Origin of the sequence: Streptomyces eurocidicus (assembly GCF_002891295.1) — a bacterium.
GTDB lineage: Bacteria > Actinomycetota > Actinomycetes > Streptomycetales > Streptomycetaceae > Streptomyces > Streptomyces eurocidicus.
The window spans coordinates 162,337-186,472 of sequence record NZ_LGUI01000002.1 but is presented as its reverse complement, the minus strand read 5'-3'; the positions used below and the strand labels follow the sequence as shown (position 1 = coordinate 186,472).

At 72.0% G+C, this 24,136-nt stretch carries 22 protein-coding genes; 7 read left to right on the top strand and 15 right to left on the bottom strand.

Annotated elements, in window-relative coordinates:
• Positions 1 to 9: 9 nt before the first annotated feature.
• Positions 10 to 639, bottom strand: coding sequence for a trimeric intracellular cation channel family protein (locus AF335_RS05820; RefSeq protein WP_102917856.1), 630 nt, complete (start codon positions 637 to 639; stop codon positions 10 to 12).
• Between the two features lie 350 nt (positions 640 to 989).
• On the opposite strand from AF335_RS05820, the gene AF335_RS05815 reads away from it, so the two are divergent.
• Both AF335_RS05815 and AF335_RS05810 read left to right on the top strand, forming a co-directional pair.
• Positions 990 to 1,505, top strand: coding sequence for an SRPBCC family protein (locus AF335_RS05815; protein WP_102917204.1), 516 nt, complete (start codon positions 990 to 992; stop codon positions 1,503 to 1,505).
• 70 nt (positions 1,506 to 1,575) lie between these two features.
• A complete protein-coding gene (locus AF335_RS05810) occupies positions 1,576 to 2,031 on the top strand; it encodes a GNAT family N-acetyltransferase (protein ID WP_102917203.1) in 456 nt (151 codons plus the stop codon).
• A 43-nt stretch (positions 2,032 to 2,074) separates the two neighbouring features.
• On the opposite strand, the gene AF335_RS05805 is transcribed toward AF335_RS05810, so the two are convergent.
• The 8 genes from AF335_RS05805 to AF335_RS05770 all read right to left on the bottom strand — a co-directional run bounded on the left by AF335_RS05805 (position 2,075) and on the right by AF335_RS05770 (position 10,451).
• Positions 2,075 to 4,465 carry an ATP-binding cassette domain-containing protein gene (locus AF335_RS05805; protein ID WP_102917855.1) on the bottom strand — a complete coding sequence of 797 codons (2,391 nt, stop codon included), beginning with the start codon at positions 4,463 to 4,465 and terminating at the stop codon, positions 2,075 to 2,077.
• 62 nt (positions 4,466 to 4,527) lie between these two features.
• The gene (locus tag AF335_RS05800) at positions 4,528 to 4,944 is read right to left on the bottom strand and encodes a VOC family protein (protein WP_102917202.1); all 417 of its coding nucleotides are present in this window, start codon (positions 4,942 to 4,944) and stop codon (positions 4,528 to 4,530) included.
• A gap of 5 nt (positions 4,945 to 4,949) precedes the next feature.
• Positions 4,950 to 5,414 (bottom strand): helix-turn-helix transcriptional regulator, encoded by a 465-nt coding sequence (locus AF335_RS05795; protein ID WP_170127604.1) that lies wholly within the window; start codon positions 5,412 to 5,414, stop codon positions 4,950 to 4,952.
• A 178-nt stretch (positions 5,415 to 5,592) separates the two neighbouring features.
• Complete coding sequence (locus tag AF335_RS05790) at positions 5,593 to 6,840, bottom strand: cytochrome P450 (RefSeq protein ID WP_102917201.1); 1,248 nt, start codon at positions 6,838 to 6,840, stop codon at positions 5,593 to 5,595.
• A gap of 92 nt (positions 6,841 to 6,932) precedes the next feature.
• Complete coding sequence (locus tag AF335_RS05785) at positions 6,933 to 7,730, bottom strand: ABC transporter permease (RefSeq protein WP_102917200.1); 798 nt, start codon at positions 7,728 to 7,730, stop codon at positions 6,933 to 6,935.
• Complete coding sequence (locus AF335_RS05780) at positions 7,727 to 8,731, bottom strand: ATP-binding cassette domain-containing protein (RefSeq protein WP_102917199.1); 1,005 nt, start codon at positions 8,729 to 8,731, stop codon at positions 7,727 to 7,729. The genes AF335_RS05785 and AF335_RS05780 overlap by 4 nt, the downstream gene beginning before the upstream one ends.
• Before the next feature lie 35 nt (positions 8,732 to 8,766).
• On the bottom strand, positions 8,767 to 9,603 hold the full coding sequence (locus tag AF335_RS05775) for a DUF4097 family beta strand repeat-containing protein (protein ID WP_102917198.1): 837 nt from the start codon (positions 9,601 to 9,603) through the stop codon (positions 8,767 to 8,769).
• A gap of 314 nt (positions 9,604 to 9,917) precedes the next feature.
• Positions 9,918 to 10,451 (bottom strand): hypothetical protein, encoded by a 534-nt coding sequence (locus tag AF335_RS05770; RefSeq protein ID WP_102917197.1) that lies wholly within the window; start codon positions 10,449 to 10,451, stop codon positions 9,918 to 9,920.
• Between the two features lie 254 nt (positions 10,452 to 10,705).
• Here AF335_RS05770 and AF335_RS05765 point away from each other — a divergent pair, with 254 nt between their 5' ends.
• Positions 10,706 to 11,644 carry an SMP-30/gluconolactonase/LRE family protein gene (locus AF335_RS05765; RefSeq protein WP_146045442.1) on the top strand — a complete coding sequence of 313 codons (939 nt, stop codon included), beginning with the start codon at positions 10,706 to 10,708 and terminating at the stop codon, positions 11,642 to 11,644.
• Positions 11,645 to 11,711: 67 nt separating this feature from the next.
• Here AF335_RS05765 and AF335_RS05760 read toward each other — a convergent pair whose 3' ends face one another.
• A complete protein-coding gene (locus AF335_RS05760; RefSeq protein ID WP_244926931.1) occupies positions 11,712 to 14,558 on the bottom strand; it encodes a M4 family metallopeptidase in 2,847 nt (948 codons plus the stop codon).
• A 214-nt stretch (positions 14,559 to 14,772) separates the two neighbouring features.
• Between AF335_RS05760 and lanL the strand changes: the two genes are divergently transcribed.
• On the top strand, positions 14,773 to 17,478 hold the full coding sequence (lanL, locus tag AF335_RS05755; RefSeq protein WP_244926930.1) for a class IV lanthionine synthetase LanL: 2,706 nt from the start codon (positions 14,773 to 14,775) through the stop codon (positions 17,476 to 17,478).
• The gene (locus AF335_RS36140) at positions 17,432 to 17,566 is read left to right on the top strand and encodes a hypothetical protein (protein WP_260423784.1); all 135 of its coding nucleotides are present in this window, start codon (positions 17,432 to 17,434) and stop codon (positions 17,564 to 17,566) included. Before lanL ends, AF335_RS36140 begins: the two co-directional genes overlap by 47 nt.
• 73 nt (positions 17,567 to 17,639) lie before the next feature.
• Here AF335_RS36140 and AF335_RS05750 read toward each other — a convergent pair whose 3' ends face one another.
• Positions 17,640 to 18,239, bottom strand: a complete 600-nt coding sequence (locus AF335_RS05750; RefSeq protein WP_102917193.1) for a 2'-5' RNA ligase family protein — start codon at positions 18,237 to 18,239, stop codon at positions 17,640 to 17,642.
• 155 nt (positions 18,240 to 18,394) lie between these two features.
• On the opposite strand from AF335_RS05750, the gene AF335_RS05745 reads away from it, so the two are divergent.
• On the top strand, positions 18,395 to 19,288 hold the full coding sequence (locus AF335_RS05745; RefSeq protein ID WP_102917192.1) for a cupin domain-containing protein: 894 nt from the start codon (positions 18,395 to 18,397) through the stop codon (positions 19,286 to 19,288).
• Here AF335_RS05745 and AF335_RS05740 read toward each other — a convergent pair whose 3' ends face one another.
• From AF335_RS05740 to AF335_RS05730, 3 genes are read right to left on the bottom strand one after another with little or no spacing between them, the layout of a single operon-like run.
• A complete protein-coding gene (locus AF335_RS05740) occupies positions 19,289 to 19,843 on the bottom strand; it encodes a hypothetical protein (RefSeq protein WP_244926929.1) in 555 nt (184 codons plus the stop codon).
• A 16-nt stretch (positions 19,844 to 19,859) separates the two neighbouring features.
• Positions 19,860 to 21,653 (bottom strand): alpha/beta hydrolase, encoded by a 1,794-nt coding sequence (locus AF335_RS05735; protein ID WP_102917190.1) that lies wholly within the window; start codon positions 21,651 to 21,653, stop codon positions 19,860 to 19,862.
• A gap of 9 nt (positions 21,654 to 21,662) precedes the next feature.
• Positions 21,663 to 22,109, bottom strand: coding sequence for a hypothetical protein (locus tag AF335_RS05730; protein ID WP_102917189.1), 447 nt, complete (start codon positions 22,107 to 22,109; stop codon positions 21,663 to 21,665).
• 188 nt (positions 22,110 to 22,297) lie between these two features.
• Between AF335_RS05730 and AF335_RS05725 the strand changes: the two genes are divergently transcribed.
• Positions 22,298 to 22,894 (top strand): hypothetical protein, encoded by a 597-nt coding sequence (locus AF335_RS05725; protein WP_102917188.1) that lies wholly within the window; start codon positions 22,298 to 22,300, stop codon positions 22,892 to 22,894.
• Positions 22,895 to 22,967: 73 nt separating this feature from the next.
• Here AF335_RS05725 and AF335_RS05720 read toward each other — a convergent pair whose 3' ends face one another.
• Positions 22,968 to 24,104: an arginine deiminase family protein gene (locus tag AF335_RS05720; RefSeq protein WP_102917187.1), complete on the bottom strand. Its 1,137-nt coding sequence runs from the start codon at positions 24,102 to 24,104 to the stop codon at positions 22,968 to 22,970.
• Between the last annotated feature and the right edge of the window lie 32 nt (positions 24,105 to 24,136).

The following is a 24,136-nucleotide window of genomic DNA, read 5'->3' as shown; positions in this document are numbered from 1 at the left end:
GCTCCGGGCTCAGGGGTTCCCGGAGCCGCCGCGGGGGCGGTGGGAGAGGCGTGGCAGGTGGAGGCCGTAGTACAGCGCGCCCATCCGGATCGCGAAGACGGTGCCCGCCGAGATCACCGTGGCCGGGGTGCCGGCCGTGCCCAGCCGGTCCAGCAGCAGATAGCAGCCCGCGCCGGCCAGGGCGGCGGTGGCGTAGACCTCCTCCCGCAGCAGGAGCGGCGGGAACTCCCCGCACAGCACATCGCGGAGCACCTCTCCGGTCACTCCGGTGACCACGGCGAGGATGATCACGGCGAACGGTGTGACGCCCGCGTCGATGGCCGCCCGGGCCCCGATGACCGTGACGACGGCGAGGCCCAGCGCGTCGACGGTCATCAGCGCACGGTGCGGGAGCTCGCGGAACCGCAGGTAGACCATGGTCACGACGGCGGTGACGGCGATGACCGTCAGGAGCACCCAGTCGTGCGTCCAGTACAGCGGGTGCCGGTCCAGCACCAGGTCGCGCAGGGTGCCGCCGGAGATGGACGCGGCGAAGGCGAGCACCAGCCCGCCGAAGGGGTCGAGCCGCGCGCGGTGCGCGGCCAGCACGCCGCTGGCCGCGAAGGCGGCGATACCCACCAGGTAGAGCACGTGCGGCATCGCCGTCCCCATTCCGATCTCACTCACATGAACGGAGACGCCTTCGTACTCCCATGAACCCATCAAGCCAATCATTCGAAGGCGGAATGCCGCTTCGGCCGAAGGAACGGGAGTGAAGGAAGGCCGCATCGACCGAAAGGACGAGGGGCACCGGTCGTGGGTCCCGTCAGGGCCGCGCCGGCCGCCCGTACGGCCGCGGGCCCGCACCCGGTGTGACGCCCGTGCCGTACGGGCGGCCGGGCACCGCCCACCCGTTCTTGACGCGGGGATCCGGGTGGGGAACTCTCATGATCAGGGCCCGGCTCGCGTCCCCCGGTGCCCGCTCGACGTCACGAGGAGGTCGGTCGGCCATGGAGTGGACAGGCGCCCGCTACGCGGACGGTCCCACGGCGGAGGCCCGGATCTGGATCGACGCACGGCCCGAGCGGGTGTGGGAGCTCGTCTCGGACGTCACCCTCATGCCCGGCCTGAGCACCGAGCTCCGGTCCGTGTCCTGGCTGGACGGGGCCACCGGGCCGGCCGTGGGCGCCCGCTTCACCGGCCGCAGCCGGCACCCGACGATGGGCGAGTGGGAGGCCACGTCGTACGTCGTCGAGTGCCGCCCGGCGGAGGTCTTCGCCTGGGCCGTCGAGGACCCGGAGCACCCGGCGGCGACCTGGCGCTTCACCCTGGAACCCCGTGACGGCGGCACGGAGCTGACCGAGTGGGTGCGGGTCGGCCCGGCGCCGTCCGGCCTCTCCCGCGCGATCGCCCTGATGCCGGACAAGGAGCAGTCGGTGGTCTTCGTGCGGATGCGGGAGTTCGAGCGGAACATGACGGCGACGGTGGCGGCGCTGAAGGAGCGCGCGGAGGGCGCGCCGTCCTGACCTGCGACGGCGCGGGGCGCCCCGCGTGAACCGGGGCCGCCCGGGCGGGCCGTCGGGCAGAATCCTCGCCATGAAGATCGAACAAGTCGACTGGACGGATCCCGACGCCACCGCGCTGCGCGCCGCCCAGCGGGCCGAGATAGCCGAGCGGTACGGAACCCCCGACAGCGAGCCCGGTGTGCCGCCGTCGGCGGCGGACATCGCGGCCTTCTTCGTGGCGCGCGAGGACGACGGCACGGCCGTGGGCTGCGGTGGGCTCCGCGACCTCGGCGAGGGGTCGGGCGAGGTCAAGCGGATGTACGTGGCGCCGGCCGCCCGCGGCTCGGGGGCCGCCACGCACATCCTCCGCGCGCTGGAGGACTGGGCGCGCGGGCGGGGCTGGACGAGGCTCCGGATGGAGACGGGGGTGCGTCAGCCCGACGCCGTGCGCTTCTACCTCCGCTCCGGGTACGAGCGGATCCCCAACTTCGGCCCGTACGAGGGCGTACCGGACTCGATGTGCTTCGAGCGGTCCCTCGTGGCCTGAGCCCCGCCGGGCCCCCGTACGGACCGGGAGCCCGCCGGGGGCGTCAGGCGCCGACGTAGGCCGCGAGGTGCTCGCCGGTGCGGGTGGAGCGGTCGGCGACCAGGTCGGCGGGTGTGCCCTCGAAGACGATCCGACCGCCGTCGTTGCCCGCGCCGGGGCCGAGGTCGATGATCCAGTCGGCCCGTGCCATGACCGCCTGGTGGTGCTCGATGACGATGACCGACCTGCCGGCGTCGACCAGCCGGTCGAGCAGGCCGAGCAGCTGTTCCACGTCCGCGAGGTGGAGGCCGGTGGTCGGCTCGTCGAGTACGTAGACGAGGCGGTCGCCGCCCTTCTCCCCCATGTGGGTGGCCAGCTTGAGCCGCTGCCGCTCGCCGCCGGACAGCGTGGTGAGCGGCTGGCCGAGACCGAGGTAGCCGAGCCCGACGTCGGCGAGCCGGGTCAGGATTCGGTGCGCGGCCGGGATGCGCGCCTCACCGGCGGCGAAGAACTCCCCGGCCTCGGTCACCGACATGGCGAGCACCTCGCTGATGTCGCGGCCGCCGAGGCGGAAGTCCAGCACCGACGGCTCGAACCTCTTCCCCTCGCAGTCCTCGCACGGGGTCTCGGCACCGGCCATGATCCCCAGGTCGGTGTAGATGACGCCGACGCCGTTGCAGGTGGGGCAGGCGCCCTCGGAGTTGGAGCTGAACAGCGCCGGCTTCACGCCGTTGGCCTTGGCGAACGCCTTGCGGATCGGGTCGAGCAACCCGGTGTACGTGGCCGGATTGCTGCGCCGTGAGCCGCGGATGGGCGCCTGGTCGACCGAGACCACGCCGGCGGAGGCGGGCACCGAGCCGTGGATCAGTGAGCTCTTACCGGAGCCCGCGACGCCGGTGACGACGCAGAGGACGCCGAGCGGCACATCGACGTCGACGTTCCGGAGGTTGTGGCGGGTGACCCCGCGGATCGGCAGCCGGCCGGTGGGCTTCCGCACCTCCTCCTTGAGGGCGGCCCGGTCGTCGAGGTGGCGCCCGGTGAGGGTGCCGGCCGCCCGCAGCCCCTCGAAGGTGCCCTCGAAGCAGATGGTGCCGCCGCCCGCACCGGCGCCGGGGCCGAGGTCGACGACGTGGTCGGCGATCGCGATCGTCTCCGGCTTGTGCTCGACGACGAGCACGGTGTTGCCCTTGTCCCGCAGCCGGAGCAGCAGTTCGTTCATCCGCTGGATGTCGTGGGGGTGCAGACCGATGGTGGGTTCGTCGAAGACGTAGGTGGTGTCGGTGAGCGGGGACCCGAGGTGGCGGATCATCTTGACGCGCTGTGCCTCGCCGCCCGACAGCGTGCCCGCGGGCCGCTCCAGCGACAGATAGCCGAGCCCGATCTCGACGAACGAGTCGAGGGTGTGCAGGAGTTTGCCGAGCAGCGGCGCGACCGAGGGCTCTTCGATGCCGCGGATCCATTCGGCGAGGTCCCTGATCTCCATCGCGCACGCGTCGGCGATGGAGATCTTCTTGATCTTCGACGACCGGGCCTCCGCGGCGAGCCGGGTGCCCTCGCAGTCGGGGCAGACGGTGAACGTCGTCGCCCGTTCCACGAACGCGCGGACGTGGGGCTGCAGGGCGTCGAGGTCCTTGGCGAGCATCGACTTCCGGATCCTGGGGATCAGCCCCTCGTACGTCAGGTTGACCCCCGCCACCTTGATCTTGGTGGGCTCCTTGTGGAGGAGGTCGTGCAGCTCCTTCTTGGTGAACCCGCGGATCGGCTTGTCCGGGTCGAAGAAGCCGCAGCCCCGGAAGATCCGGCCGTACCAGCCGTCCATGGTGTAGCCGGGGATCGTGAGCGCGCCCTCGTTGAGCGACTTGCCGGCGTCGTAGAGCTGGGCGAGGTCGATGTCGGAGACGTTGCCCCGGCCCTCGCAGCGCGCGCACATGCCGCCGTGGTAGACGGCCTCGCGCACCGTGATCCGTTCTCCCTTGCCCTTGTCGACGGTCATGGATCCGCTCGCCGTCCGCTTCGGGACGTTGAAGGCGAAGGCGGTGGGCGGGCCGATGCGGGGCTCGCCCAGCCGGCTGAAGAGGATGCGCAGCATCGCGTTGGCGTCGGTGGCGGTGCCGACCGTGGAGCGAGGGTCGGCGCCCATCCGCTGCTGGTCGATGACGATCGCGGTCGTCAGCCCTTCGAGCACGTCGACCTCGGGCCTGGCGAGCGCCGGCATGAAGCCCTGCAGGAAGGCGCTGTAGGTCTCGTTGATCAGCCGCTGCGACTCCGCGGCGATGGTGCCGAACACCAGTGAGCTCTTGCCCGAGCCGGAGACTCCGGTGAACACCGTCAGCCGGCGCTTCGGGAGCTCGACGCTGACGTCCTTGAGGTTGTTCACCCGCGCGCCGTGCACGCGGATCAGGTCGTGGCTGTCGGCGGCGTGCGGCCGCGCGCCCGTCCTGGTGGCCCTGCTCATCGTCTCTCCGTCCATCGCGCGGGCCGTCCTCACGGGCTCCGTCGGGATCGTGTGCCGCGCGCTCACTTCGCGCGGGGCTGGGTGAAGCGCAGCATGTTGCCGGAAGGGTCGCGGAAGGCGCAGTCGCGGACGCCGTAGGGCTGGTCGACCGGCTCCTGGAGCACCTCGCCGCCTGCCGCGCTGATGCGCTCGAAGGTCGCGTCGCAGTCGTCGGTCGCGAAGATGACGCCGCGCAGCAGGCCCTTCGCCAGCAGTTCCGCCATGGCCTGCCGGTCGCCCGGCGAGGCGTTGGGGTCCGCCAGGGGCGGTTCCAGGACGATGTTGACGTCCGGCTGGGACGGCGCGCCGACGGTCACCCAGCGCATCCCCTCGAACCCGACGTCGTCGCGCACCTCCAGGCCGAGCACGTCGCGGTAGAAGGCGAGCGCCTTGTCGTGGTCGTCGACGGCGATGAAACACTGTGAAAGCTTGATGTCCATGCGTCTCACGCTACGGGCGGGGGGCGGGTTCCGCTTCTCCGTTCCTGACCGGTTCCGCCGGGGTCGGCGGGCGGTCGCGCGGACCGGACCGGTCGCGTACGGATCTTGGCGACGCAGGGCGGGATGGCCGCGCTCTCGTCGTGGCGGCGGTTCCGGTACGCGCTCGGGCTCTCGCCGACCAGCTCGGTGAAGCGCGAGCTGAACGACCCCAGCGAGGTGCAGCCGACCTCGAAGCAGACCTCCGTGACCGACAGGTCGCCCCTTCGCAGCAGCGCCTTGGCCCGCTCGATCCTGCGCGTCATCAGATAGCTGTACGGCGTCTCGCCGAAGGCGGCGCGGAAGCTGCGGGAGAAGTGACCGGACGACATGAGGGCGGTGCGCGCCAGAGCGGGGACGTCGAGCGGCTCCGCGTAGTCACGGTCCATCCGGTCGCGGGCCCGGCGCAGCCGGACGAGGTCTTCCAAGGTCACACGTCCACCTTCCCACGGCGGGGCGCCGGCGCACGGACCCGGCCGGCCGGAACGCTCACAGCGCGCCGACAGTGACGGCCTCGTACGCCCGGGCGCCGATACGACGCGGGGAGCGGCGGACGGGCCTCCGTTCCCCGGTGGCGCCGGGGAACGGAGGCGGTGGGGTGCGCCGCCCCGGCTACTTCTCGTCCCAGGTGACGGGGAGCCGGTGCACCCCGTAGATGTTCTGGTCGGCGCGCACCGGCACCTCCTCGGGCGGGCAGGCGAGCCGCAGCGTCGGGAAGCGGGTGAAGAGGGCGGGGAAGGCGACCGTCATCTCGACGCGGGCGAGCTGCTGGCCCAGGCACTGGTGGACGCCGTGACCGAAGGCCATATGGCCGGTGGCCCTGCGCCGCAGGTCGAGGACGTCGGGGTCGGCGAACCGCTCGGGGTCGCGGTTGGCGGCCTGTACCGAGAGGATGACGGTCTCGCCGGCCTTGATCACCTGCCCGTCCAGCTCCACGTCCTCCAGGGCCGCCCGGAATCCGGTGTGGGTGATGGTGAGGTAGCGGAGCAGTTCCTCGACGGCCTGTTCGGCGAGTTCCGGCTCGGCGCGCAGGGCGGCGGCCTGCTCGGGGTTCCTCAGCAGGGCGAAGGTGCCGAGCCCGAGCATGTTCGCGGTGGTGTCGAGACCGGCTGCCAGCAGGAAGCTGCCTATGCCGGCGAGTTCGTCGTCGGTGAGGTCGGTGGTGGTCAGATCGCTGAGCAGGTCGTCGGTGGGGTGGGCGCGCTTGGCCGGGACGAGCGCGTGGACGCGCTCCGTGAGCGAGGCCAGGGCCGCCAGCATCTGTTCCAGGGTGGCGCCGGGGTCGTTCATCCCCGCGGCGGTGCGCTGGAAGTCCTCCCGGTCGGCCTCGGGCACGCCCAGCAGCTCGCAGATCATCAGGGCGGGTACGGGGTGGGCGAAGGCGGCGACCAGGTCGACCGGGGGGCCCTGCCGGGCCATGGCGTCGAGGCGCTCGGCGGTTATCCGCTCGACGCGGGCGGTCAGGGCGCGCATCCGGCGGACCGTGAACTTCCCCATGAGCAGCCGCCGGTAGCGGGTGTGGTCGGGGGCATCGATGCCCGTGAGGTCGCCGACCGTCGCCGGGGGCAGTTCCGCGGGGGCGCCGGGCATGGGGAGGTGCATGAGCTCGTACCGCGAGCTGAAGCGGCGGTCGGCGAGGACGGCGCGCACGATCTCATGGCTGGTGGCCAGCCAGCCGAGGTGGCCGTCGGGGAAGCGCATCCGCCGGAGCGGCCGCTCCGCGCGCAGCGTGGCCAGTTCGGCGGGCGGGTCGAAGGGGCAGCCCGCGGGGCGGGCGGTGGGGAGCGACACGAGCTCGGGGGGCGGAGCCGTCTCGTGGACGGTCTCCTCGGCCGGGGCTGTCGACGGTTCGTGGTGCATGGTGTCCTCCGGAACAGGGTGCAGAGTGACGTGCGGTGAACGGTGACGTGCAGGTGCCGGGTGAAGTGAGCAGGGGGGTGGTGACGGGTGGGCTACGGCCTGGCGCCCCGGGCGAAGGCCGAGCGGGCCCACAGATAGCCGACGAGGCTGAGGCCGGCGCCCCAGGCGAGGGCGATCAGGGCGTTGTCGCCGATCTCCGTGCCCGTCAGGAGCCCGCGCAGCGTCTCGTTGACGGGGGTGAAGGGCTGGTACTCGGCGAACCAGCGCAGCCCGTCCGGCATGGACTCGGGCGTGACGATCGCACTGCCGAGGAAGGGCAGGAACGTCAGCGGCATGGGGGCGTTGCTCGCGGACTCCACGGTCTTGGCCACCAGGCCCATCGCGGCCGAGAGCCAGGTGAGGGCGAAGGCGATCAGCGCGAGGATGCCGAGGGCGGCGAGCCACTCGACGGGCGTGGCGTCCGGCCGGAAGCCCACGGCCACCGCGACGCCGATGACCAGCGCAAGGCTGATCATGGTCTGGATGACGCTGCCGACGACATGGCCCGTGAGCACGGAGCCCCGCGAGATGGCCATGGTGCGGAAGCGGTTGATGATGCCTTCGGTCATGTCGGTGCAGACGGAGACGGCGGTGGCGACGGCACCGGAGGTCGCGGCCATCAGGAAGATGCCGGGGGCGACGTAGCCGATGTAGGCGCCGCGGTCGCCCGACGCGCCCGCGACCCCTATGCCGGGACCCAGGGCGCCGCCGAAGACATATACGAACAGCAGCAGCATGAGGATCGGCATGGCGACGACCGAGACCGTCATGGAGGGGTAGCGCCGCGCGTGCTTGAGGTTGCGGCGCAGCATCGTCATCGAGTCGCGCATCGCGTACGCGGCGGTGCTCATCGGGCGTTCTCCTTCGGACCGCCGGGCGCGTGGCCGGGCTGTGCGGAGTGTCCGGGCCGTTCGGTGAGGGTGAGGAAGACGTCGTCGAGGTCGGGGGTGTGCACCGTGAGCTCCGCCGCCTCGACCGAGGCGTACTCCAGGACGTCGAGGACGGCCCGGAGGGTGGTGACGCCGCCGTCGCTGGGGACGCTCAGGGTGAGCGCCTCGGTGTCCTGCCGGGTGACCGGGCCGAAGAGGGCGGCGGCCGATTCGAGTCCGCCCGGGTCGGCGAACCGGAGGCGGATGTGGCCGCCGGGTACGCGGCGCTTCAGCTCGTCCGCGGTGCCTTCGGCGACCAGTCTCCCCCGGTCCAGCACGGCGATGCGGTCGGCGAGCCGGTCGGCCTCCTCCAGGTACTGCGTCGTCAGGAAGACGGTGACGCCCTCGTCGTCGACCAGGCCGCGGATGATCTCCCACATGGTGCGGCGGCTGCGTGGGTCGAGCCCGGTGGTCGGCTCGTCGAGGAAGATCACTCGTGGCTCGCCGACCAGGGTCATCGCGAGGTCGAGCTTGCGCCGCATGCCGCCCGAGCAGGTGGCGGCGGGCTTCGCGGCGGCCTCGGTCAGGTCGAAGCGGCGCAGCAGGCCGGCGGCCCGGCGGCGGCCCTCGCGGCGGGGCAGGTGGTGCAGATCCGCCATGAGGAGCAGGTTCTCCTCGGCGGTGAGCAGATTGTCCACCGCCGAGAACTGGCCGGTGACGCCGATCGCGGCGCGTACGGCGTCGGAGTCCCGGGTCAGGTCGTGGCCCGCCACCCACGCCTGGCCGGAGTCGGCGGCGACGAGGGTGGAGAGGATCTGCACGGTGGTGGTCTTGCCGGCGCCGTTGGGGCCGAGGAGCGCGAAGACCGTGCCCTCGGGGATGCGCAGGTCGATGCCGTCGAGGACGAGCTTGTCCCCGTAGGACTTGGTGAGCCCGATCGCGGTGATCGCCTGTTCGGTGCCGGTCGCTAAGGGCGCGGTCATGGCGGTCGTACCTCTCTGAGCACGTGCGGATGTGGTCAGGCGCGGCGGATCACGATGTCGCCGAGCCCGGTGCGGGCGCGCACCTCGACGGTGCCGTCGGAGGCGCCGGGGCCGTCGGACGGGCCGAGGGAGTTGCGCACGGCGCCGAAGCGGGTGTTGACGTCGAGCCAGGCGGCGGTGGACTCACGGATGCCGACCTCGAGGTCGCCCATGGCCGTCTGGAGCGTCACCTTGCCGCGCGCCACCTCGTCGACGCTGATGCCGCCGTGGGCGGACTTGGCGTCGACGCCGGCGTGCGCGACGCCGATGGAGATGCGGCCGTTGGAGGAGTTCACCCGGAGGTCTCCGCCGGCCTCGCCGACCTCGGTGTCGCCGTTGGCGTTCTTGACCGTCGCGGCGCCCCCGACGCGGCCGATGCCGATCCGGCCCGTACCGACGACCTCGGCGTCCCCGGTGACGTGGCCCACCCGGACGTCGCCGTGCCCGGTCCGCAGGTTGGCGGCCGCCGCCTCCGCGACCTGGAGGTCGCCGAGGGAGGACTTGAGCCGGCACTCGCCGAGGGGGCCTTCGCAGAGGAAGTCCGCCAGGGGCGAGACGCCCAGGACGTCCGAGCCGGCGGGCAGTTCGACGCTCACGTCGAGCGAACCGCTCTTGCTGAACAGGGAGCGCTTCTTGGGCCCCTTCACGACCAGCTTGCCGTCCAGGAAGGTGACTTTGGTCTGCTGGGCGGCCCGTACGTCGGCGGGGTCGGCGCCGTCGGTGGGGAGCACCTCCACGACGGTGTCGGTGCGGGGGCCCGCGGTGATGCGGGCGGATCCGATGTCGAATTCGAGGGTGACGGAGATGGGGGCCGGGGTGTCGTAGCGGGGCATGGGTGGGCCGTCCTTAGGCATGTGGTGGGTGTTCGGTGGGTTTGGGGGTGCCGGGGGTTCCGCCGCGCGGGGCCTTTTCCCCACCCCGCCCCTTCCCGGAACCGGGGGCGATCCCCCAGGCCCCCTTCCGCGCTACCGCGCGGTGGCCTCAAGCGCCGGCCGGGCTGAGTCGTCGCCCGACCTGGGCGGAAACCTCGGCTCCGGACCGAGCGGAAATCCAGCCCGTCCGGCGCTTGAGGACCGGGGTCCGGGGCGAAGCCCCGGATCGGGCAGGGGCGGGGCCGGGGAGAAGGCCGCCCGCAGGGCCCAGACCGCTAGCGCACCCACCCCGTGTACCCCTGTCCGCCCCGGTGCCGGCTCCGCCCGCCCCGCTCCGGCTCCGCCGGCTCCAGCGCCGTCGCCACGGCCCGCACCAGCCACGCGTTGACCGACAGCCCCTCCTTCCCCGCCGCGTCCTCCACCCGGTTCTTCAGATGGCCGGGCAGCCGGAAATTGATCCGCGCCGTACTGCCGTCGTCCCCTTCCGAAGAGGCCGGTGGCAGGGGCGCCCGCGCCGCGGCCGGGGCCGGCGCCCGGTCGCCCGCCTCCTCGTACGGTTCCGGAGCAGGCGGCAGCGTCACCACGAACTCGGGGTCGAGGCCGCGCAGCCGTACGTCGACCGAGCCCGGGGCCAGGTCACGGGTGACCTCGCCCATGGCCGCGGACAACGCGCTCAGCAGGGTGAGCCGGGCGGCGGACTCCAGGGGTGCGGCGAGCCGCTCGGCCAGTGCGCGTGCTTCTTCTCCGCCGGCGCCCGCGGCGACCGCGAGCTCGTGCCGGAGGTTCTCGACGTAGGGCGTGAGGTCCATAACGCCATCATGGCACCACTATGGCGCCACGAGCAAGACCCACTGACGCCGAGGCAGTGCCACAATGGCGAAGAGGGTGGGAACCGGGACCACGGACCGCTCCGGCAGCGGGCACCACCGGCACGCCCGCCGGCCTCCGGAAAGCCCCCGGAAAACGGCCGACGCTGGGGAAAACCCCCGAACCCCGCGCCCTCCACCCCCCTTTGCCCACGACTCCCTGGTGACGCCCCGCCCACCCCGATAGAACCGACCCCATGAAGATTCGCTCCGCAGCACGCATGGCCCCTCTCCTCGGCGTCCTCGGCCTCCTCGCCTCCCTCGTACTGGTCCCGGCCACCACCTCCCCCGCCCGGGCCGCGACCCTCGGGCACTGCGCCGCGCCCGCCCGCCTCGACGTGTTCAAGGAGGGCGGCATACCGCTGCTGGACTGGCGGGAGAACCTGGAGTTCGACGGGCGCGGCACCCTCTGGGTCGCGCATCTGACCAAGAACCGGGTCGAGGGGTACGCCCCCGACGGGACGCTGAGGACCAGCGTCACGGTGAGCGGTCCCGGCGGGATCCGGCGCGGCCCGGACGGCATGATGTACGTCAACTACGGGGTGAATCCCCTGACTCACGACTCCGGCATCGTGCGGTTCGATCCGGCCGCCGCGCGGCCGAAGGCCGAGAGGTTCGTGTCGGGGCTCTCCGGCATCAACGGCCTGGCCGTCGACACCGAGGGCAACTTCTACCTCAGCCGTGAGCTGGCCACGGGCATCCTCAAGATCCGTCCGGACGGTACCCGGGACGAGGCGTGGACGAAGGCCGCGGATGTCTTCGGCGCCAACGGCCTGACGATCGTGGGCGACCAGTTGTACGCGAGCGTCATCACCGACACCACCTCCCCGATCGTACGGATCCCGCTCAAGGACCCGGCGGCCCGCAGCACGGTCGTCAGGCTCGGCTCCAGCCTCCTGGACACCAAGGTCCTCGACGACCTCACCTCCTTCGACGGCGACCTGGTGGTCGCGAGCTTCCGCAAGGGCCAGTTGCTGCGGGTGGACCCGGCGACCGGACGGACCTGCGTCCTGACCGACGGGCTGCGGATGCCCAGCAGCGTGCGCGTCGCCCGCGCCTTCGGCGACAACGACCCGCGGCGCGTCCTGTTCGTCGTCGAGGCGTCCGGCCGGGTCGTCAAGGTGACGGTCGGCTGAGCGGCCCGCCGCGACACGCGTACGGCCCGCCGGACGGATGTCCGGCGGGCCGTACGTCGTCGTACGCTCAGCCGCAGTTGCCCGCCGGCCGGCCGCGCGTGACCAGGTCGCCGTAGCCCGTGGTGGCGTCGACCCAGATCACCCGCCTGCCGCCCGCGGCGGCGGCCGCGGACTGCTCACCGCGGTTGCAGGAGACCCGGCCCCGGTGCGTGCCGTCCGCGGAGAACTGCCACAGCTTGGAAAGCGTCTCGTTGCCGGACTGCCCGCCGGGGACGGCGGGCACCTGGGAGGTGACCGTCACCGCCTCGTCCGAGGCCGTCAGGTCGGTGGCGTACAGCGCGTCCGGGCCCCGCTCCTTGCTGAGGTCCACCACGCCCGAACCGTCGAGGTTCGCGCGCCGGACGGCCCGCTGGCCCTGGTCCTCGACCTCGTCCGCCAGCCAGTAGACGTGCTTGCCCGTGATGGCGGTGGGCCCCACGTTGATCGGCTTGCCGAGCTGTGGCATCACGGTGGTCGCGCCGGTCGCGATGTCCCGGACCTCGACGGCGTAGGTGAAGCCGGTGGGGCGCGTGTAGCTGCGCTTGGCGTAGGAGAGCTTCCCGCCCGCGAGGGACGGCATGGCGGTCGCGTTCCGGCGGCCGCCGGTGTTCATCCACGTCGGCTCCTCGTCACCCGGGCGCAGGTACGCGACCCTCAGGGCGACACCGGTGCGGATGGAGGCCGAGAAGGCCACGACGCCGTTCTCGACGCGCAGGTCGTAGATGGACTTGCGGTTCCGCCACAGCTTCTTGACGGGCCCGCCCGCGAGCGGTCGCGACAGGAGCTCCACACCGCCGGGCCCGTGCGCCGCCCACACCACGGTCTTCCCGTCCGTCGCCGGATTGACGTGGTAGCGGCCGTCGTTGGGGCTGATCAGCTTCTTCTCACCGGTGCCGTCGGCACGCCCGGCCCAGATGGAGTACGGCTCGGCGCCGGTCTCGTCGGACTTGGACACGGCCCACCAGCCGCCGCCCGAGCCGGTGTTCGAGTCGGTGATGTTGAGCCTGCCCAGCAGCTGGTCGCTGTCCACGCCGATCGCCTGCTCCCAGCCGGGCACGATGCCGTGGGCGTTGAAGGACCGGGTGACGGTCGCGAGGTCCTTCGCGGAGACGCCCAGGGCACCCGCGGCGGCGAGGACCGCCGCACGGCCCTCGGTGAAGCCGTCCAGCGGGGTGAGGTACTCGGTGAGCGCCTTGTAGACGATCTTGTCGGCGAGGGTCCGCCCGACGTCCTCGCGGATGTCCCAGAGGGCGCCCGAGAAGATGGTGGAGTTGAGGTGGACGCCGCCGTTGTCGGTGGCGAAGCCCACGCCGAGGAAGGACTTGGAGGTGGTCCTTCCGTCGTTGAGGTCGCGGATCGCGCACTCGCGCGGGGACTTCGTCCGGCACAGGGTGTCGCCCAGCAGCCCCGAGTCGGGGCTGTCCATGGGGATGCCGGCGGCGTCGGTCTTGATGGCGTTGCCGAAGTAGTCGGCGATCGCCTCGTTCATGGCACCCGACTGACCCGCGTAGACGAGGTTCGCGGAGTTCTCGACGACGCCGTGCGTCATCTCGTGCCCCACGACGTCCAGGCCCGCGGAGAGCGGGCGGTACTCCGCGTCCCCGTTGCCGTACACCATCTTGGTGCCGTCCCAGAAGGCGTTCACGTACGGCTGGCCGTAGTTCGTGACGCCGACGAGGGAGTTCACGGTCATGCCCCGGCCGTTCAGGCTGTTCCGTCCGTGCACCTCCTTGTAGTAGTCGTAGACCTTGCCGGCCGCCCAGTGCGCGTCGACCGCGCCCGCCTCGGTCGCCTCCTTGCCGAAGGCCGCCGTCGCGGAGCCGAACTCCTTGATGCCGTCGGGCCAGGTGCCGGACACGTCGCCCACGTTCATGCCCCGCGCGTCCCAGGTGGCGAGCACGTTCCCGGTGCTGTCGCGCATCCGGGACGTGTCGCGCAGCAGGTACTCCTTGCGCGACTCGTCCAGGGTCAGCTTCAGCTCGACCTGTTTCCCGTCGAGCCTGACGCCCGAACCGCTGACGCCGCCGGGATCCCCGGGGGCCGGGTCGTCGGCGGCGCGGCCGACGGCTCCGGGGGTACGGGCCGCGGGGGCGCCGAACGTCTTGATCCCGCTGTACTGAAGGACCGGGTAGCCGGCCTGGGCGTCGACGTACACCTCGCGCAGTACGGGCTCGCCGGTGGCGGGGTCGGTGCCGCGCACGGTGACGTGGTGGGTGAGCACGCCGGCGCCGCGCGGCAGGACGACCAGGCCGCGGGCGGTGCCGGTCAGCGGCGCCGCCGCCGGGCTCCCCCCGTCCTCCGTGCCGTCGTCCCTGCCGAACCGGCCGGTGCCGAGCCGCGCCTCGGCCGCCTCCACCGCCCGCTCGACGGCCAGATCCTCGCCGACGCCGGGCTCGACGCCGGTGGACAGCCCGGTGAAGTACTTGCCGGAGGTACCGGTGACGACCCTCTTGCCGTCCTTCCTCTCCATCCGGACGACGTACTGGCCGCCCAGCACCTCGACGCCCCGGTGCCGCTGCTGGAGCCGCACGGTCTCCGACGTACCGGCGGCCGTGGTGGACAGCGGCCGCAGATCGCGCTGCGGGTCGGCGATGCGGTAGCGGCTCCGCTTCTCCACGAGATGCGCGCGCGCCGCGTCGGCCGCGCTCCCGGTCGCCTTCACCGGCTCCCGGAGGCCCTCCACCAGCGCCGGCGTCGCCGTCCGCTGCCCGGGGACCACCCCGCCGGGCGGCGGGGGCGGCGGGGTGGCCGCCGCGTGGGCGGGAGCCGCCGAAACGACGAGTGCGGCGGCGCTGATCAGCGCCGCCGCACCGGATATGCCACTCCGTGCTCTGGATGCTCTCGGTCTCCCCGTACGTACTCCTGGCTTCTGCACGCTATCCCCCTCCACGGTGCGCCTCACGGCACACGCCTGACAGCAGGAACATCGGTCAGGCCAATGGAAACGGGTGCCACGGCGCCTCATCAATGGCGGGAACACGCCCGTGGTCGGCTTTCGGCCTCGGGCGGGCGTGCAACGCGGCGGCCGCCTCACACCCCACTGCCCGGAACGGGTTCCTCACCCCCTCCCGGCGTGCCATGCTGACCCGGTGACGGAGAGCTATCAGGCCATCGTCAGAAGCAAGTTGGGGGAGGGTCCGGCCGGGGGCTGGACACTCAGCGACGGCGAGACGTGGTGCATGGTCACGCCGCCGCGCCATACGCTCCGTCAGCAGGGCTGGAAGCTTCATCTGTCCGCGACCCCCGCCTCCGCGGCCGACGTCCTCCGGAGGGCGGTCCCCGTCCTGGCGGCGCACGCGTGCGCGTTCAAGTGCGCCGTCTCCCCGCGGATCACGGCCGAGCTGACCTCGGTGCGGGCACCCCGCGCGCAGTCCGGCAAGTTCCTCACCGCCTACCCCCCGGACGACGACCGGGCGCGCGTCCTGGCCGCGGAGCTCCACACGGCCACCCTCGGGCTCGCGGGCCCGGCGATCCTCTCGGACCGCCGCTATCTGCCGGACAGCGTCGTCCACTACCGCTACGGCTGCTTCGCGCGCCCCCCGGAGCTCAACGACGAGGGCCTCTACGAAGGACGCCTCCAAGCGCCGGACGGAACGTTCGTCGCGGACGAGCGCAACCCCTGGTTCTCACCGCCCCCTTGGGCCCGTCCGCCGTTCCCGCCGCCCGCGGCCGCCCCGTCCGGCCGCCGCCGTGGCGACCCCGTCCTCCTCGCCGGGCGCTTCGAGGTCCGCGAGGCGATCCGGCACTCCAACCGCGGTGGCGTCTACCGCGCGCGGGACCGGCGGACCGGCGACGACGTCCTGATCAAGGAGGCCCGCCCGCACATCGGGGCCATCACGGACGGGAAGGACGCCAGGCACTGGCTGCGGTACGAGGCGGACGTCCTGACCCGGCTCGCCCCTCTCGGCATCGCCCCGGCGGTGCGCGAGGTGTTCGAGGCCGGCGGCCATGTCTTCCTGGTGGAGGACCTGATCGACGGCGACAGCCTGCAGCGGTGGACCACCGGCCGCGTCACCCGCCACCCCGAGGGCCTGATCCCCGTCCCGGTGGCGTGGTCGCTGGCACGCGGACTCACCCGGCTGACCGGCCTGGCGCACTCGGCCGGGTTCGTCCTGCGCGACCTCAAGCCCGGCAACGTCGTGATGGCCCCCGGCGACAGGCCCGTACTGGTCGACCTCGAATGCGCGGTGCGCGTGGCCGAGCGGGCCCATGTCGTGGGCACCCCCGGCTTCACCGCCCCGGAATACCTCGACGGCCCCGACCGGCAGGGGGACGGGCCGCCGCCCGCCCCCGGCCCGGAGGTGGACTGCTACAGCCTGGGGGCCACCCTCCTGTACGCGACCACCGGCATCGTCCCGCTGCTCGCCGACGACTCCCCGCCCCGCCGCCCGGCCGGCGACCGGATCGCGGCGCTGGTCGACACCGCGGCGCCGGCCGCACCCGCGCTACGGGCGCTCGCGCCCCTGGTCCTCGGGCTCACGGCCGACGGCCCCGGCCGCTGGCCGCTGGAGAAGGCCGCCGCCTTCCTGCGCGGGGAGCCGGTGGGAAGGCCGGTGTCGGCGGGGCCCCAGCCGCCGCCGGGCGCGCTCGGCAGGCTGCTGTCCGACGGCCTGGCCCACCTCGCGGCCACGGCCGACCCCGACGGCGAACACCTGTGGCCGAAGCCGCGTTCGGCGCCCGCCACCGACCCCTGCAACGTACAACTGGGCGCGGCCGGGGTGCTGGGCGTCCTCACACGGGCGGTCCGGTCCGGTGAGACCGCCGCCGAGCCGCTGCTGCGGACGGCCGCCCGGTGGCTGGACGGGCGCCTCGCCCTGCCCGGCAGGATCCTGCCGGGCCTGTACTTCGGCCGCTCCGGCGCGGCGTGGGCCCTCCACGACGCGGCGCGGACGCTCGGCGACGAGGAGCTGGCGGCACGGACCGAGGCGTACGCCCTGCGCATCCCGCCGGCCTCGCGCAACCCCGATGTCTGTCACGGCCTCGCCGGCGCCGGGCTGGCCCAGTTGCACCTGTGGCACGCGACGGGCGACCACCGGTTCGCCGACCGCGCGGCACGGTGCGCCGACGACCTCCGCCGTCTCACCACGAGCGCCGGCGGACCGCGGCGGGAGCTCGCCGGGGCCACCCTGTACGGCTTCGGGCACGGCCTCGCCGGTATCGCCGCCTTCCTCCTCGCCGCGGGCCGTGACCTGGGGCGCCCGGACCTCGTCGAGCTCGCGACCGGGGCCGGGCACACCCTGTGCGCCGTGGCCGAGCCCCGGGGCGACGCCGCCGCCTGGCCCAAGGGCCCGGGCGAGGACGAACGGACCGACCTGAACTTCTGGTGTCACGGCGCCTCGGGCGTCGGCACCTTCCTCGTCCGGCTGTGGACCGCCACCGGCCACGCGCCGTTCCGCGCGTACGCCGAACGCGCGGCGCGCCTGGTGTACCGGGACCGCTGCCGGGCGGGAACCGCCGCGTGCCACGGCGCCGCCGGCAACGCCCAGTTGCTGCTCGACCTCGCCGACGCCACGGGCGAAGAGCGCTACCGCCGTCAGGCGGGCGAGGTCGCCGCCTGCCTGTACGCCCGGGCGGTGCGGCGCGACGGCCGCCTGCTGGTGCCCGACGAGACCCTGCGTGACGTGAGCGCGGGGTACCACGTCGGTCTGGCCGGCGTCCTGGATCTCCTGCTGCGCCTCGAACACGGCGGAGGCAGGTCATGGCTGGTCGACCGACCGGCCGGAACCCTCACGAAGGAGAGACGCACCGATGGAGAACAACGTCCTCGAACTCCAGGAACTCCCCGAGACGGATGAGCAGTCGCTGGACCCGGTGATGTGCTGCGACACCATCTTCACCACGGACCGCACGGACGGCTGCACCGAGCCGCCGCGCTGTCACTAGTCCCGGCACACCCGTTCCGTGCGGCCCGCTCCGTCCGTCCGGGCGCCGCACGGAACGTCGGCGCGGTCCCGCGCTAGTCCTCCGGCGGCCGGCGGATCTCGCCCGTGCCCAGCGTGATCACCGCGCGGGGCCGCATGGGCCCGTCGTCGCGCCGCGAGAGCAGGACCACCTCCTCGACCACGGCCGGCAGCGCGCCGAGCCGGGCGGCGCACTCGGCGGCCAGCCGCCGCGGTTCCCTGGTGCGGCCGAGCGACAGATGCGGGGTGAAGCGGCCGGAGCGCCCGCGGCAGAGCGGGAAGCGGGACGCCAGCGCCCCATGGAGACGGGTCCACGGGGCCAGGCCCGCAGCCGCCGGATCGAGCCAGACCGTCGCGTGGTGCCGGTGCCGGAAGTACCGCACGCCGGCCAGCCGCGCCGGGAACGCCGCGCTTTCCCCGGCCCCGGCGGAGAGCAGCGGCAGAACCCCCGCGAACTCCGCCTCCGGTACGAAGCCGAACAGCAGATTCACATGCGGCGGCCACCGCCGTACCTGCGGATCGTGCTCCCAGCGGATGTCCTGGATCGCCGGCCAGAGCTCCCGTGGCGGCAGCCACGCCACCGCCGTCCGTGCCGTGGGCGCCACCTCGCACACGTCCACCGGCTCGGCGCCGCCGAAAACCCGGTTCCCTTCCACACCGCCATGTTCCGGACCGCGCCCCCGTCGCACCAGCACCACGCCAGCGAGGCTCCCGGCCACCACACGACCGGAGCCGTACGGGGAAGCCACCTGGCCGGATCCCGCGGGGGCGCTCTTTCCAGGGCGCGGGAGGCGGTGGGAGGGTCCCCCGCATGACGGAGCAGAAGAAGGACCCCCGGCCCGGCCCCCCGTTCTACATCACGAAGGAACAGGAGACGCAGCTACGCCTCGCCGCCGAGAAGATCTCCCCCTCACTGGCCATCACCCAGGCGACGACGTTCGACGAGTACGCGCGCCAGCTCATGGTGCCGCCCGCGGTCATGGAACTGGCCCGCAAGGCGGCGGACATCCGGTTCACGACCTGGGAGATCGAGGGCATCCGCCAGCTCCTGGCCCCGGAGACGGCCGGAAAGGTGCCGCTGTTACGCCAGATCCTGCTCAAGAAGCTGCAGGACGACCCCAGCCACCCGCCGTACATCCGGGTGGCCTGTACGGGCAAGGGCGACTACGACGACCTCGCCCAGGCGCACGGGTACGAGGTGACCCACGACGGCGACTACGGCTCACCGGTGGTGCTGGAGATCTGGCCCGCCCAGCACTACTCGCCGATGCACTCGCACGGCGACACCACCGGCATCGTCTACTGCATCGCCGGACAGCTCGACGTGATGTCCTACGCCACCCTGGACTGGAACGCGGAGAAGCGCGGCCTGGTCACACTGACCCCGGGGGTGTGCGCCTGGCTCACCAAGGACACCTACGCGGTGCACAAGGTGTACTGCCCCCTGAACGCCGGCCCCAACCCCACCTACGGCCCCAACGGCAACCTGATCCTCAACGACACCGGCGACTTCGGCGCCAGCTTCCACGTCTACCTCAACGAGGACGAGCTGAGCGTGGCGGTCGGCGACTCTCATTCGCGGGACGCCTTCGACTACATCGACGAGGTCACGCACGAGAAGAAGCAGTTCATGACGTACTCGGACCTCTCCTGGCGCGTCCTGCGGAGCGTCCTCGCCCAGAACGCGCGGAACTGGGACCGCTAGTCAGGACGCTCGGCCGAGCTTCGTTCCCTCGGGGGCCTTGTAGCAGCGGGAGCCGACGTCGACCGTGATCAGCTTCGGCAGTTTCCCGGACCGGCTCCTGGTCCACTCGATGTGGACCCCGTGGTGCGTCTTGCGGTTGACCGCCACGATCTCGGGATTCCGCGCCTGGGACTTCGTCAGACCGTCCCTGGTGATCTCCCAGCCGTTCCGCGGCAGTTTCTCGCGGAGGTTCTGCATGGCCTGCTCGAACGTACCGGACGTCAGGTCGTAGACGGACCAGGGGTGCTCCACGGAATAGTGCGTCTGGAAGTCCGGGTCCACGGCGTCACAGGTACCGGCCATCGCTCCTGATTCGGTGACCTTGCCTTTGACGCCCATCCAGTCGAGCAACTGACTGGAGATCGCGTTGACCTCGTCCTCGGCCGGCCTGACCGCGCGCACTTCCGGCTCATAGCCGAGCTTGTCGCTGTCGCTGCTCACCAGTGAACATCCCGTCAGAATCAGTGCGGCCGCCAGGGCGGTGGCCGGCAGGGAGAACCGTCGGGCCGTGGTCACCGGCCCGGAGCGTTGCTCACTCAAGTGTCACCTCTCCGTACTCACCGACGATGACCCGCGCCTGGTTCTGCAGGCTTACAGAGGGCTTCCCGTCATCGTCCATGTTCCAGTAGCCGCCGTGGTCGGGGGCGTCGGACTTCATCACCTGTGCGCCGAACTCCTTGTCGGTGGGGATGACACGGTCGCCTCCGAGTCCCACGTTCCGGCCGCCCTCGCGGACGAACCAGTCGTCGTAGTTGTCGGCCTTCTCCGCCCACATATGGCCCGGCTTGATGCCGAGGTCGGCGGCGCGCCGGGCCTGCATGCCGGGGCTGCCCGCCGCGATCACGTCGTCGACGGCCAGCGGGCCTTCCGGCCAGTGGCCGGACTTCGCGCCGTCACCGATGACGGTGCTGCCGTAGCTGTGACCGATGATCGTGGTGTGTGCGGTGCTCCCCGTGGCCGACTGGTGGGCGGCCTTGTTGCCGTCGAGGTATTCCCGCAGATCGGGGCCGCCCTTCTCCGCGTAATGGTCTTTCGTGGCGTTGGCGAGGGCATCCGGGGCGTCGTAGTCGAACCAGGTGATGGTCGAGATCTTGGAGCTGGCGCCGAGGGAGTCGCTGGCCCGCCACAGCTTCACCCCACGGTTGAGGTCACCCTCGATGCTGCCCAGGTGCGTCTTCGTGCCCGGCACGTAGATGGCCGTGTGGTCGGCGGTGTCGGGGTTGCCGTTCGCCAGGACGACCCGGCCGTCCTTCTCGGGGTGGAAGGCCAGCAGGTACGCCTCGGGTACGTTCGTCCTGCCGCCGGTATTGTCGAGACGCTTCTGGATGGCGTCCATCCCCTTCAGCGCCTCGCGCAGCTGCTCGCGCTCGTCCCCGTACTTGCTGTTCCACTTCACCCAGTCGGCATTGGTCTTCACGCTGTCGCGGAAGATGATGAACCTTTCGGGTTCCTTCGGTATCGCGTCCAGCCGCTGACGGTACTGGGCCTTCTTCTCGTCCAGCACCGTACGGTTGGCCTCGTCACGCACCTCCGCGGGCAGGCCGTTCAGCGCGCCGACAGCGGCCGGGTGCACCGCGAGGTAGGCGGACTTCTCCCGGTCCGAGAGCTTCTTCCACCAGTCCGCGTTGGCCTCCGGGTCGCCGTCCTTGGGCGGGGCCTTGATGTGGTCCAGGTAGGACTTCGCGCCCTCGCCGACCCGGCCCATGTCCGCCTGGGCGTCCACCCAGTCGCTTTCGGAGACCGTCAGGTCGTCGTCGGCCCGCAGGGAGCGCAGCTTCGGGGCCCACTTCTCGTCGGCCTCGGTGGCTTCCTTGAGGGCCTCGGCTATCCGGTCGGCGCACTCCTGGGCGACGGGGAAGTGGGGGTTGGGGTCGAAGTTCGCGGCCTGGCGGTTGATCGCGCGGGCCGTCGCGTCCGTGGTGCCCTTCGCGGTGCCGCCCTTCGGCGTCTTGCCGTCGGTCTTCTCGCCGCCTTCCGGGTAGCTGACGGAGCCGTCGGCACCCACCGTGAACTTCCTGGACTCCGCGTCCTCGACCGCCCGGTCGAGCTTCTGCTTCGCCGCGTCGACGTCCCAGGCGAAGGCGTTCAGCGCGGTGCTGACCAGGCCGCACTCGACCTGGGCGTAGTGGAAGTTCTTCGCCAGTTCCCTGAGCTGGAACAGGGCCGCGTCGACGGCCACGCCCTGCAGGGTCTTCCGCATCGAGGCGGTGATCTGGTTCTCTATGCCGGCCTTGGCCTGGTCGGCCATGTCACCGGTGGCGCGGTAGGAGTCCGCCGCTTCCGTGTACTCCGACTTCTTGAACGCCTTGAGCGCCGCGTAGTCCATGGGGCGGGATCACCGGCCCGCGTTCTGGCCGCCGGTGGCCGGGGTGTCCTTGTACTGCTTCTTCATCTCGTCGAAGGCTTCGGTGATCTGCTGGTCACCCTTGTACTGGTGGTTGCCCGCCTTCTCCAGGCGCTCCTGGAGGGCGGCGCACCTGCCGGTCATCCCGTCCAGGTAGTGCTTCCAGGACTGGTAGACCTCCCGCTGGGCCGCCGCGCTCAGCACGCCCTGGGCGCCCATGCCCTTCTGGCCCTGCTCCAGGGTGGTCAGCGCCTGCTTGACGTTCCCGCCGAGCCGCCCGACGCCGTCCCCGGCGGTGTTCCACGCGTTCTTGCTGGACTTCACCCCGCCCGGAGCGCCCTTGTCCCACCCGGACGTCCCGGCACCCGCGAGGCGCATCCCGTCACCGGCCGACGTGTCCTGCTTGAGCAGCGCCCACTCGGTCTCGAAGGAAGCCATTCTTCCTTGCCCTGCTTCCTTCTTGCTCCGTGCTCCGTGCTCCGTACAGCGGGAACGCTATCCGGTGATCCATTCGCGGACATGAGTACGAGTACTCATGTTTGACAGGACACCGCAGGGCCCGGACCGCAGCGGCCCGGCCCCCCCTCCGGGCAGGAGCTCCGGGGCCGACTGGACATACTGGACCGGTGACTACCGAAGACTTCTCGAAACGGCAGGGATCACTCCAGGCGGAGGCCGACGAGGTCGCCGCCGACCTCGGGCTGGCGGCGCTGCTCGCGGACCTCGGCGAGGCCGTCCGCGTCGGCAGCGCGGCGCTCGGCCTGATGGTGCGCCGGGACCTCGACATCACCGTGGTCTGCCCGGAGCTCGACGGCGCCACCGTGAAGGCCGTCGCCGGGATCGGCGCCGAACTGGCGGTGCACGACCGGGTCCGGCAGGTCCGCTTCCGGGACGACACCGGGCACTGGAACACCGACCCCCGGTACCCGGACGGCCTCTACCTGGGCGTCGAGTACCGCTCCGGCGCCGGACAGGAGTGGACCCTCGACATCTGGTTCGTCGACGAGCCCGACCGCCAGCCCGACCTCGCCCACGTCCACGCGCTGCCGCCCCGGCTGACCGACGGGCACCGGGAGACGATCCTGCGGATCAAGGAGGTGCTGGCCGGACGGCCGGAGAACGGCCCGAAGGTGCCCAGTTACGACGTCTACCGGGCGGTCCTGGACGACGGGGTCACCACGGTCGAGGAGTTCGACGCGTGGTGCGCCCGTAGCGGGGACTGACGCGCGCGGCGGCCGGGGGCGTACGAGTGCTCGTACGCTCTCGGCGCCGGGCGACCCTGTCGGACACTCCCGGTCAGACGACCGGCGTGTAGTCGAGGTCCGGGAAGTAGTCCTCGGCCGTCCCCTCCCGGTTGACGTCCCAGGTGGCGCAGTGCAGCGACCCGCCGTACTCGAAGACGTCCCGGAACGGCACCGGGACGACCTCGAAGCCGAGCTTGTCGAGCAGGTCCTGGAGCGGCTTCTCCCGCTCTTCGCAGACGACCTTCGTGGGGGAGATACTGAGGACGTTCATCGACAGCCACTTGGACGACTGGCAGTAGCGCGGCATCTCCTCGTTGGTCGAGGTCGGCTGTGGCACGTCCACCAGTTCCCAGTCGTTGCCCAGGAACATCTGCTCCTCGCCCTCGCGCAGCGGCCGCTCCGGGTTGGTCAGGATCAGCCCGGGGCGCAGCGGCACGAAGGTGCAGTCGATGTGCGACGGAAAGAAGTCGAGCGGGAAGTGCACCGGGTGCACCCGGAAGCCGCGCGGCTCCAGGTGCCGCTTGAGCCAGCGGATGCCGGCCCGGTTGGTGGTCATCGACTCCTGGACGACGATGTCGCGGCCGAAGCGGTTCATGTCGGCGGCGTCGAAGACCACCTCGTCCTGCGTGACGCAGAACTCCGACTCGTGCATCCGGGCGTGCCGCTCGGCCAGCGGCCAGTCCCAGAAGTCCTGCCGGTACATGGAGTCGGCCATCGTCGGCTTGGGGGCCACGGTCCACACCATGTTCGGGTCCGCGTTCCAGTACTCGTAGACGAGCGTGCGGTACGCCTGGTACTCGAAGTACCGGGCACGGCGCGACATGGACGCCTCGACTATCTCATTGCCGAGCGTGATCATCACGTCCCGCGGGCAGACCACGCAGTACTGGTTGTCCACCTCGAACGTGGGCGTCCGGAGCGCGCTCCTCAGGTCGATCGCGTCGGGCCGGCGTACGGTGACGCCCTGCGCTTCCAGCACCGCCGCCAGCCCGTCCAGCTGCGCGTTGGCACGGTCGATCATCTCGGCCGGCTTGGGGCCGGTGGGGAAGGGCGCGTCCGTGTCGCGCAGGGCGGGGCGGTAGCCGGGCTCGCTCGGCTCGAAGCAGGCGTTGTCGGCGACGCCGACGACGATCTCGCGCAGCGGGTCCCATTCGTTCCAGGAATTGACCCGGACGGCAGGCTGGTTCATGATCGTGCACCTTTCTTTCCTCATCGCGTGCT

What these genes read in the sequence shown, in the direction of transcription:
- AF335_RS05770 (WP_102917197.1), bottom strand. Translation starts at nt 10,451, where the DNA reads ATGGACCTCACGCCCTACGTCGAGAACCTCCGGCACGAGCTCGCGGTC.
- AF335_RS05735 (WP_102917190.1), bottom strand. Translation starts at nt 21,653, where the DNA reads ATGGACTACGCGGCGCTCAAGGCGTTCAAGAAGTCGGAGTACACGGAA.
- AF335_RS05745 (WP_102917192.1), top strand. Translation starts at nt 18,395, where the DNA reads ATGACGGAGCAGAAGAAGGACCCCCGGCCCGGCCCCCCGTTCTACATC.
- AF335_RS05810 (WP_102917203.1), top strand. Translation starts at nt 1,576, where the DNA reads ATGAAGATCGAACAAGTCGACTGGACGGATCCCGACGCCACCGCGCTG.
- AF335_RS05800 (WP_102917202.1), bottom strand. Translation starts at nt 4,944, where the DNA reads ATGGACATCAAGCTTTCACAGTGTTTCATCGCCGTCGACGACCACGAC.
- AF335_RS05790 (WP_102917201.1), bottom strand. Translation starts at nt 6,840, where the DNA reads ATGCACCACGAACCGTCGACAGCCCCGGCCGAGGAGACCGTCCACGAG.
- AF335_RS05805 (WP_102917855.1), bottom strand. Translation starts at nt 4,465, where the DNA reads ATGAGCAGGGCCACCAGGACGGGCGCGCGGCCGCACGCCGCCGACAGC.
- AF335_RS05780 (WP_102917199.1), bottom strand. Translation starts at nt 8,731, where the DNA reads ATGACCGCGCCCTTAGCGACCGGCACCGAACAGGCGATCACCGCGATC.
- AF335_RS05815 (WP_102917204.1), top strand. Translation starts at nt 990, where the DNA reads ATGGAGTGGACAGGCGCCCGCTACGCGGACGGTCCCACGGCGGAGGCC.
- AF335_RS36140 (WP_260423784.1), top strand. Translation starts at nt 17,432, where the DNA reads ATGGAGAACAACGTCCTCGAACTCCAGGAACTCCCCGAGACGGATGAG.
- AF335_RS05785 (WP_102917200.1), bottom strand. Translation starts at nt 7,730, where the DNA reads ATGAGCACCGCCGCGTACGCGATGCGCGACTCGATGACGATGCTGCGC.
- AF335_RS05720 (WP_102917187.1), bottom strand. Translation starts at nt 24,104, where the DNA reads ATGAACCAGCCTGCCGTCCGGGTCAATTCCTGGAACGAATGGGACCCG.
- AF335_RS05730 (WP_102917189.1), bottom strand. Translation starts at nt 22,109, where the DNA reads ATGGCTTCCTTCGAGACCGAGTGGGCGCTGCTCAAGCAGGACACGTCG.
- AF335_RS05775 (WP_102917198.1), bottom strand. Translation starts at nt 9,603, where the DNA reads ATGCCCCGCTACGACACCCCGGCCCCCATCTCCGTCACCCTCGAATTC.
- AF335_RS05820 (WP_102917856.1), bottom strand. Translation starts at nt 639, where the DNA reads ATGCCGCACGTGCTCTACCTGGTGGGTATCGCCGCCTTCGCGGCCAGC.
- AF335_RS05765 (WP_146045442.1), top strand. Translation starts at nt 10,706, where the DNA reads ATGAAGATTCGCTCCGCAGCACGCATGGCCCCTCTCCTCGGCGTCCTC.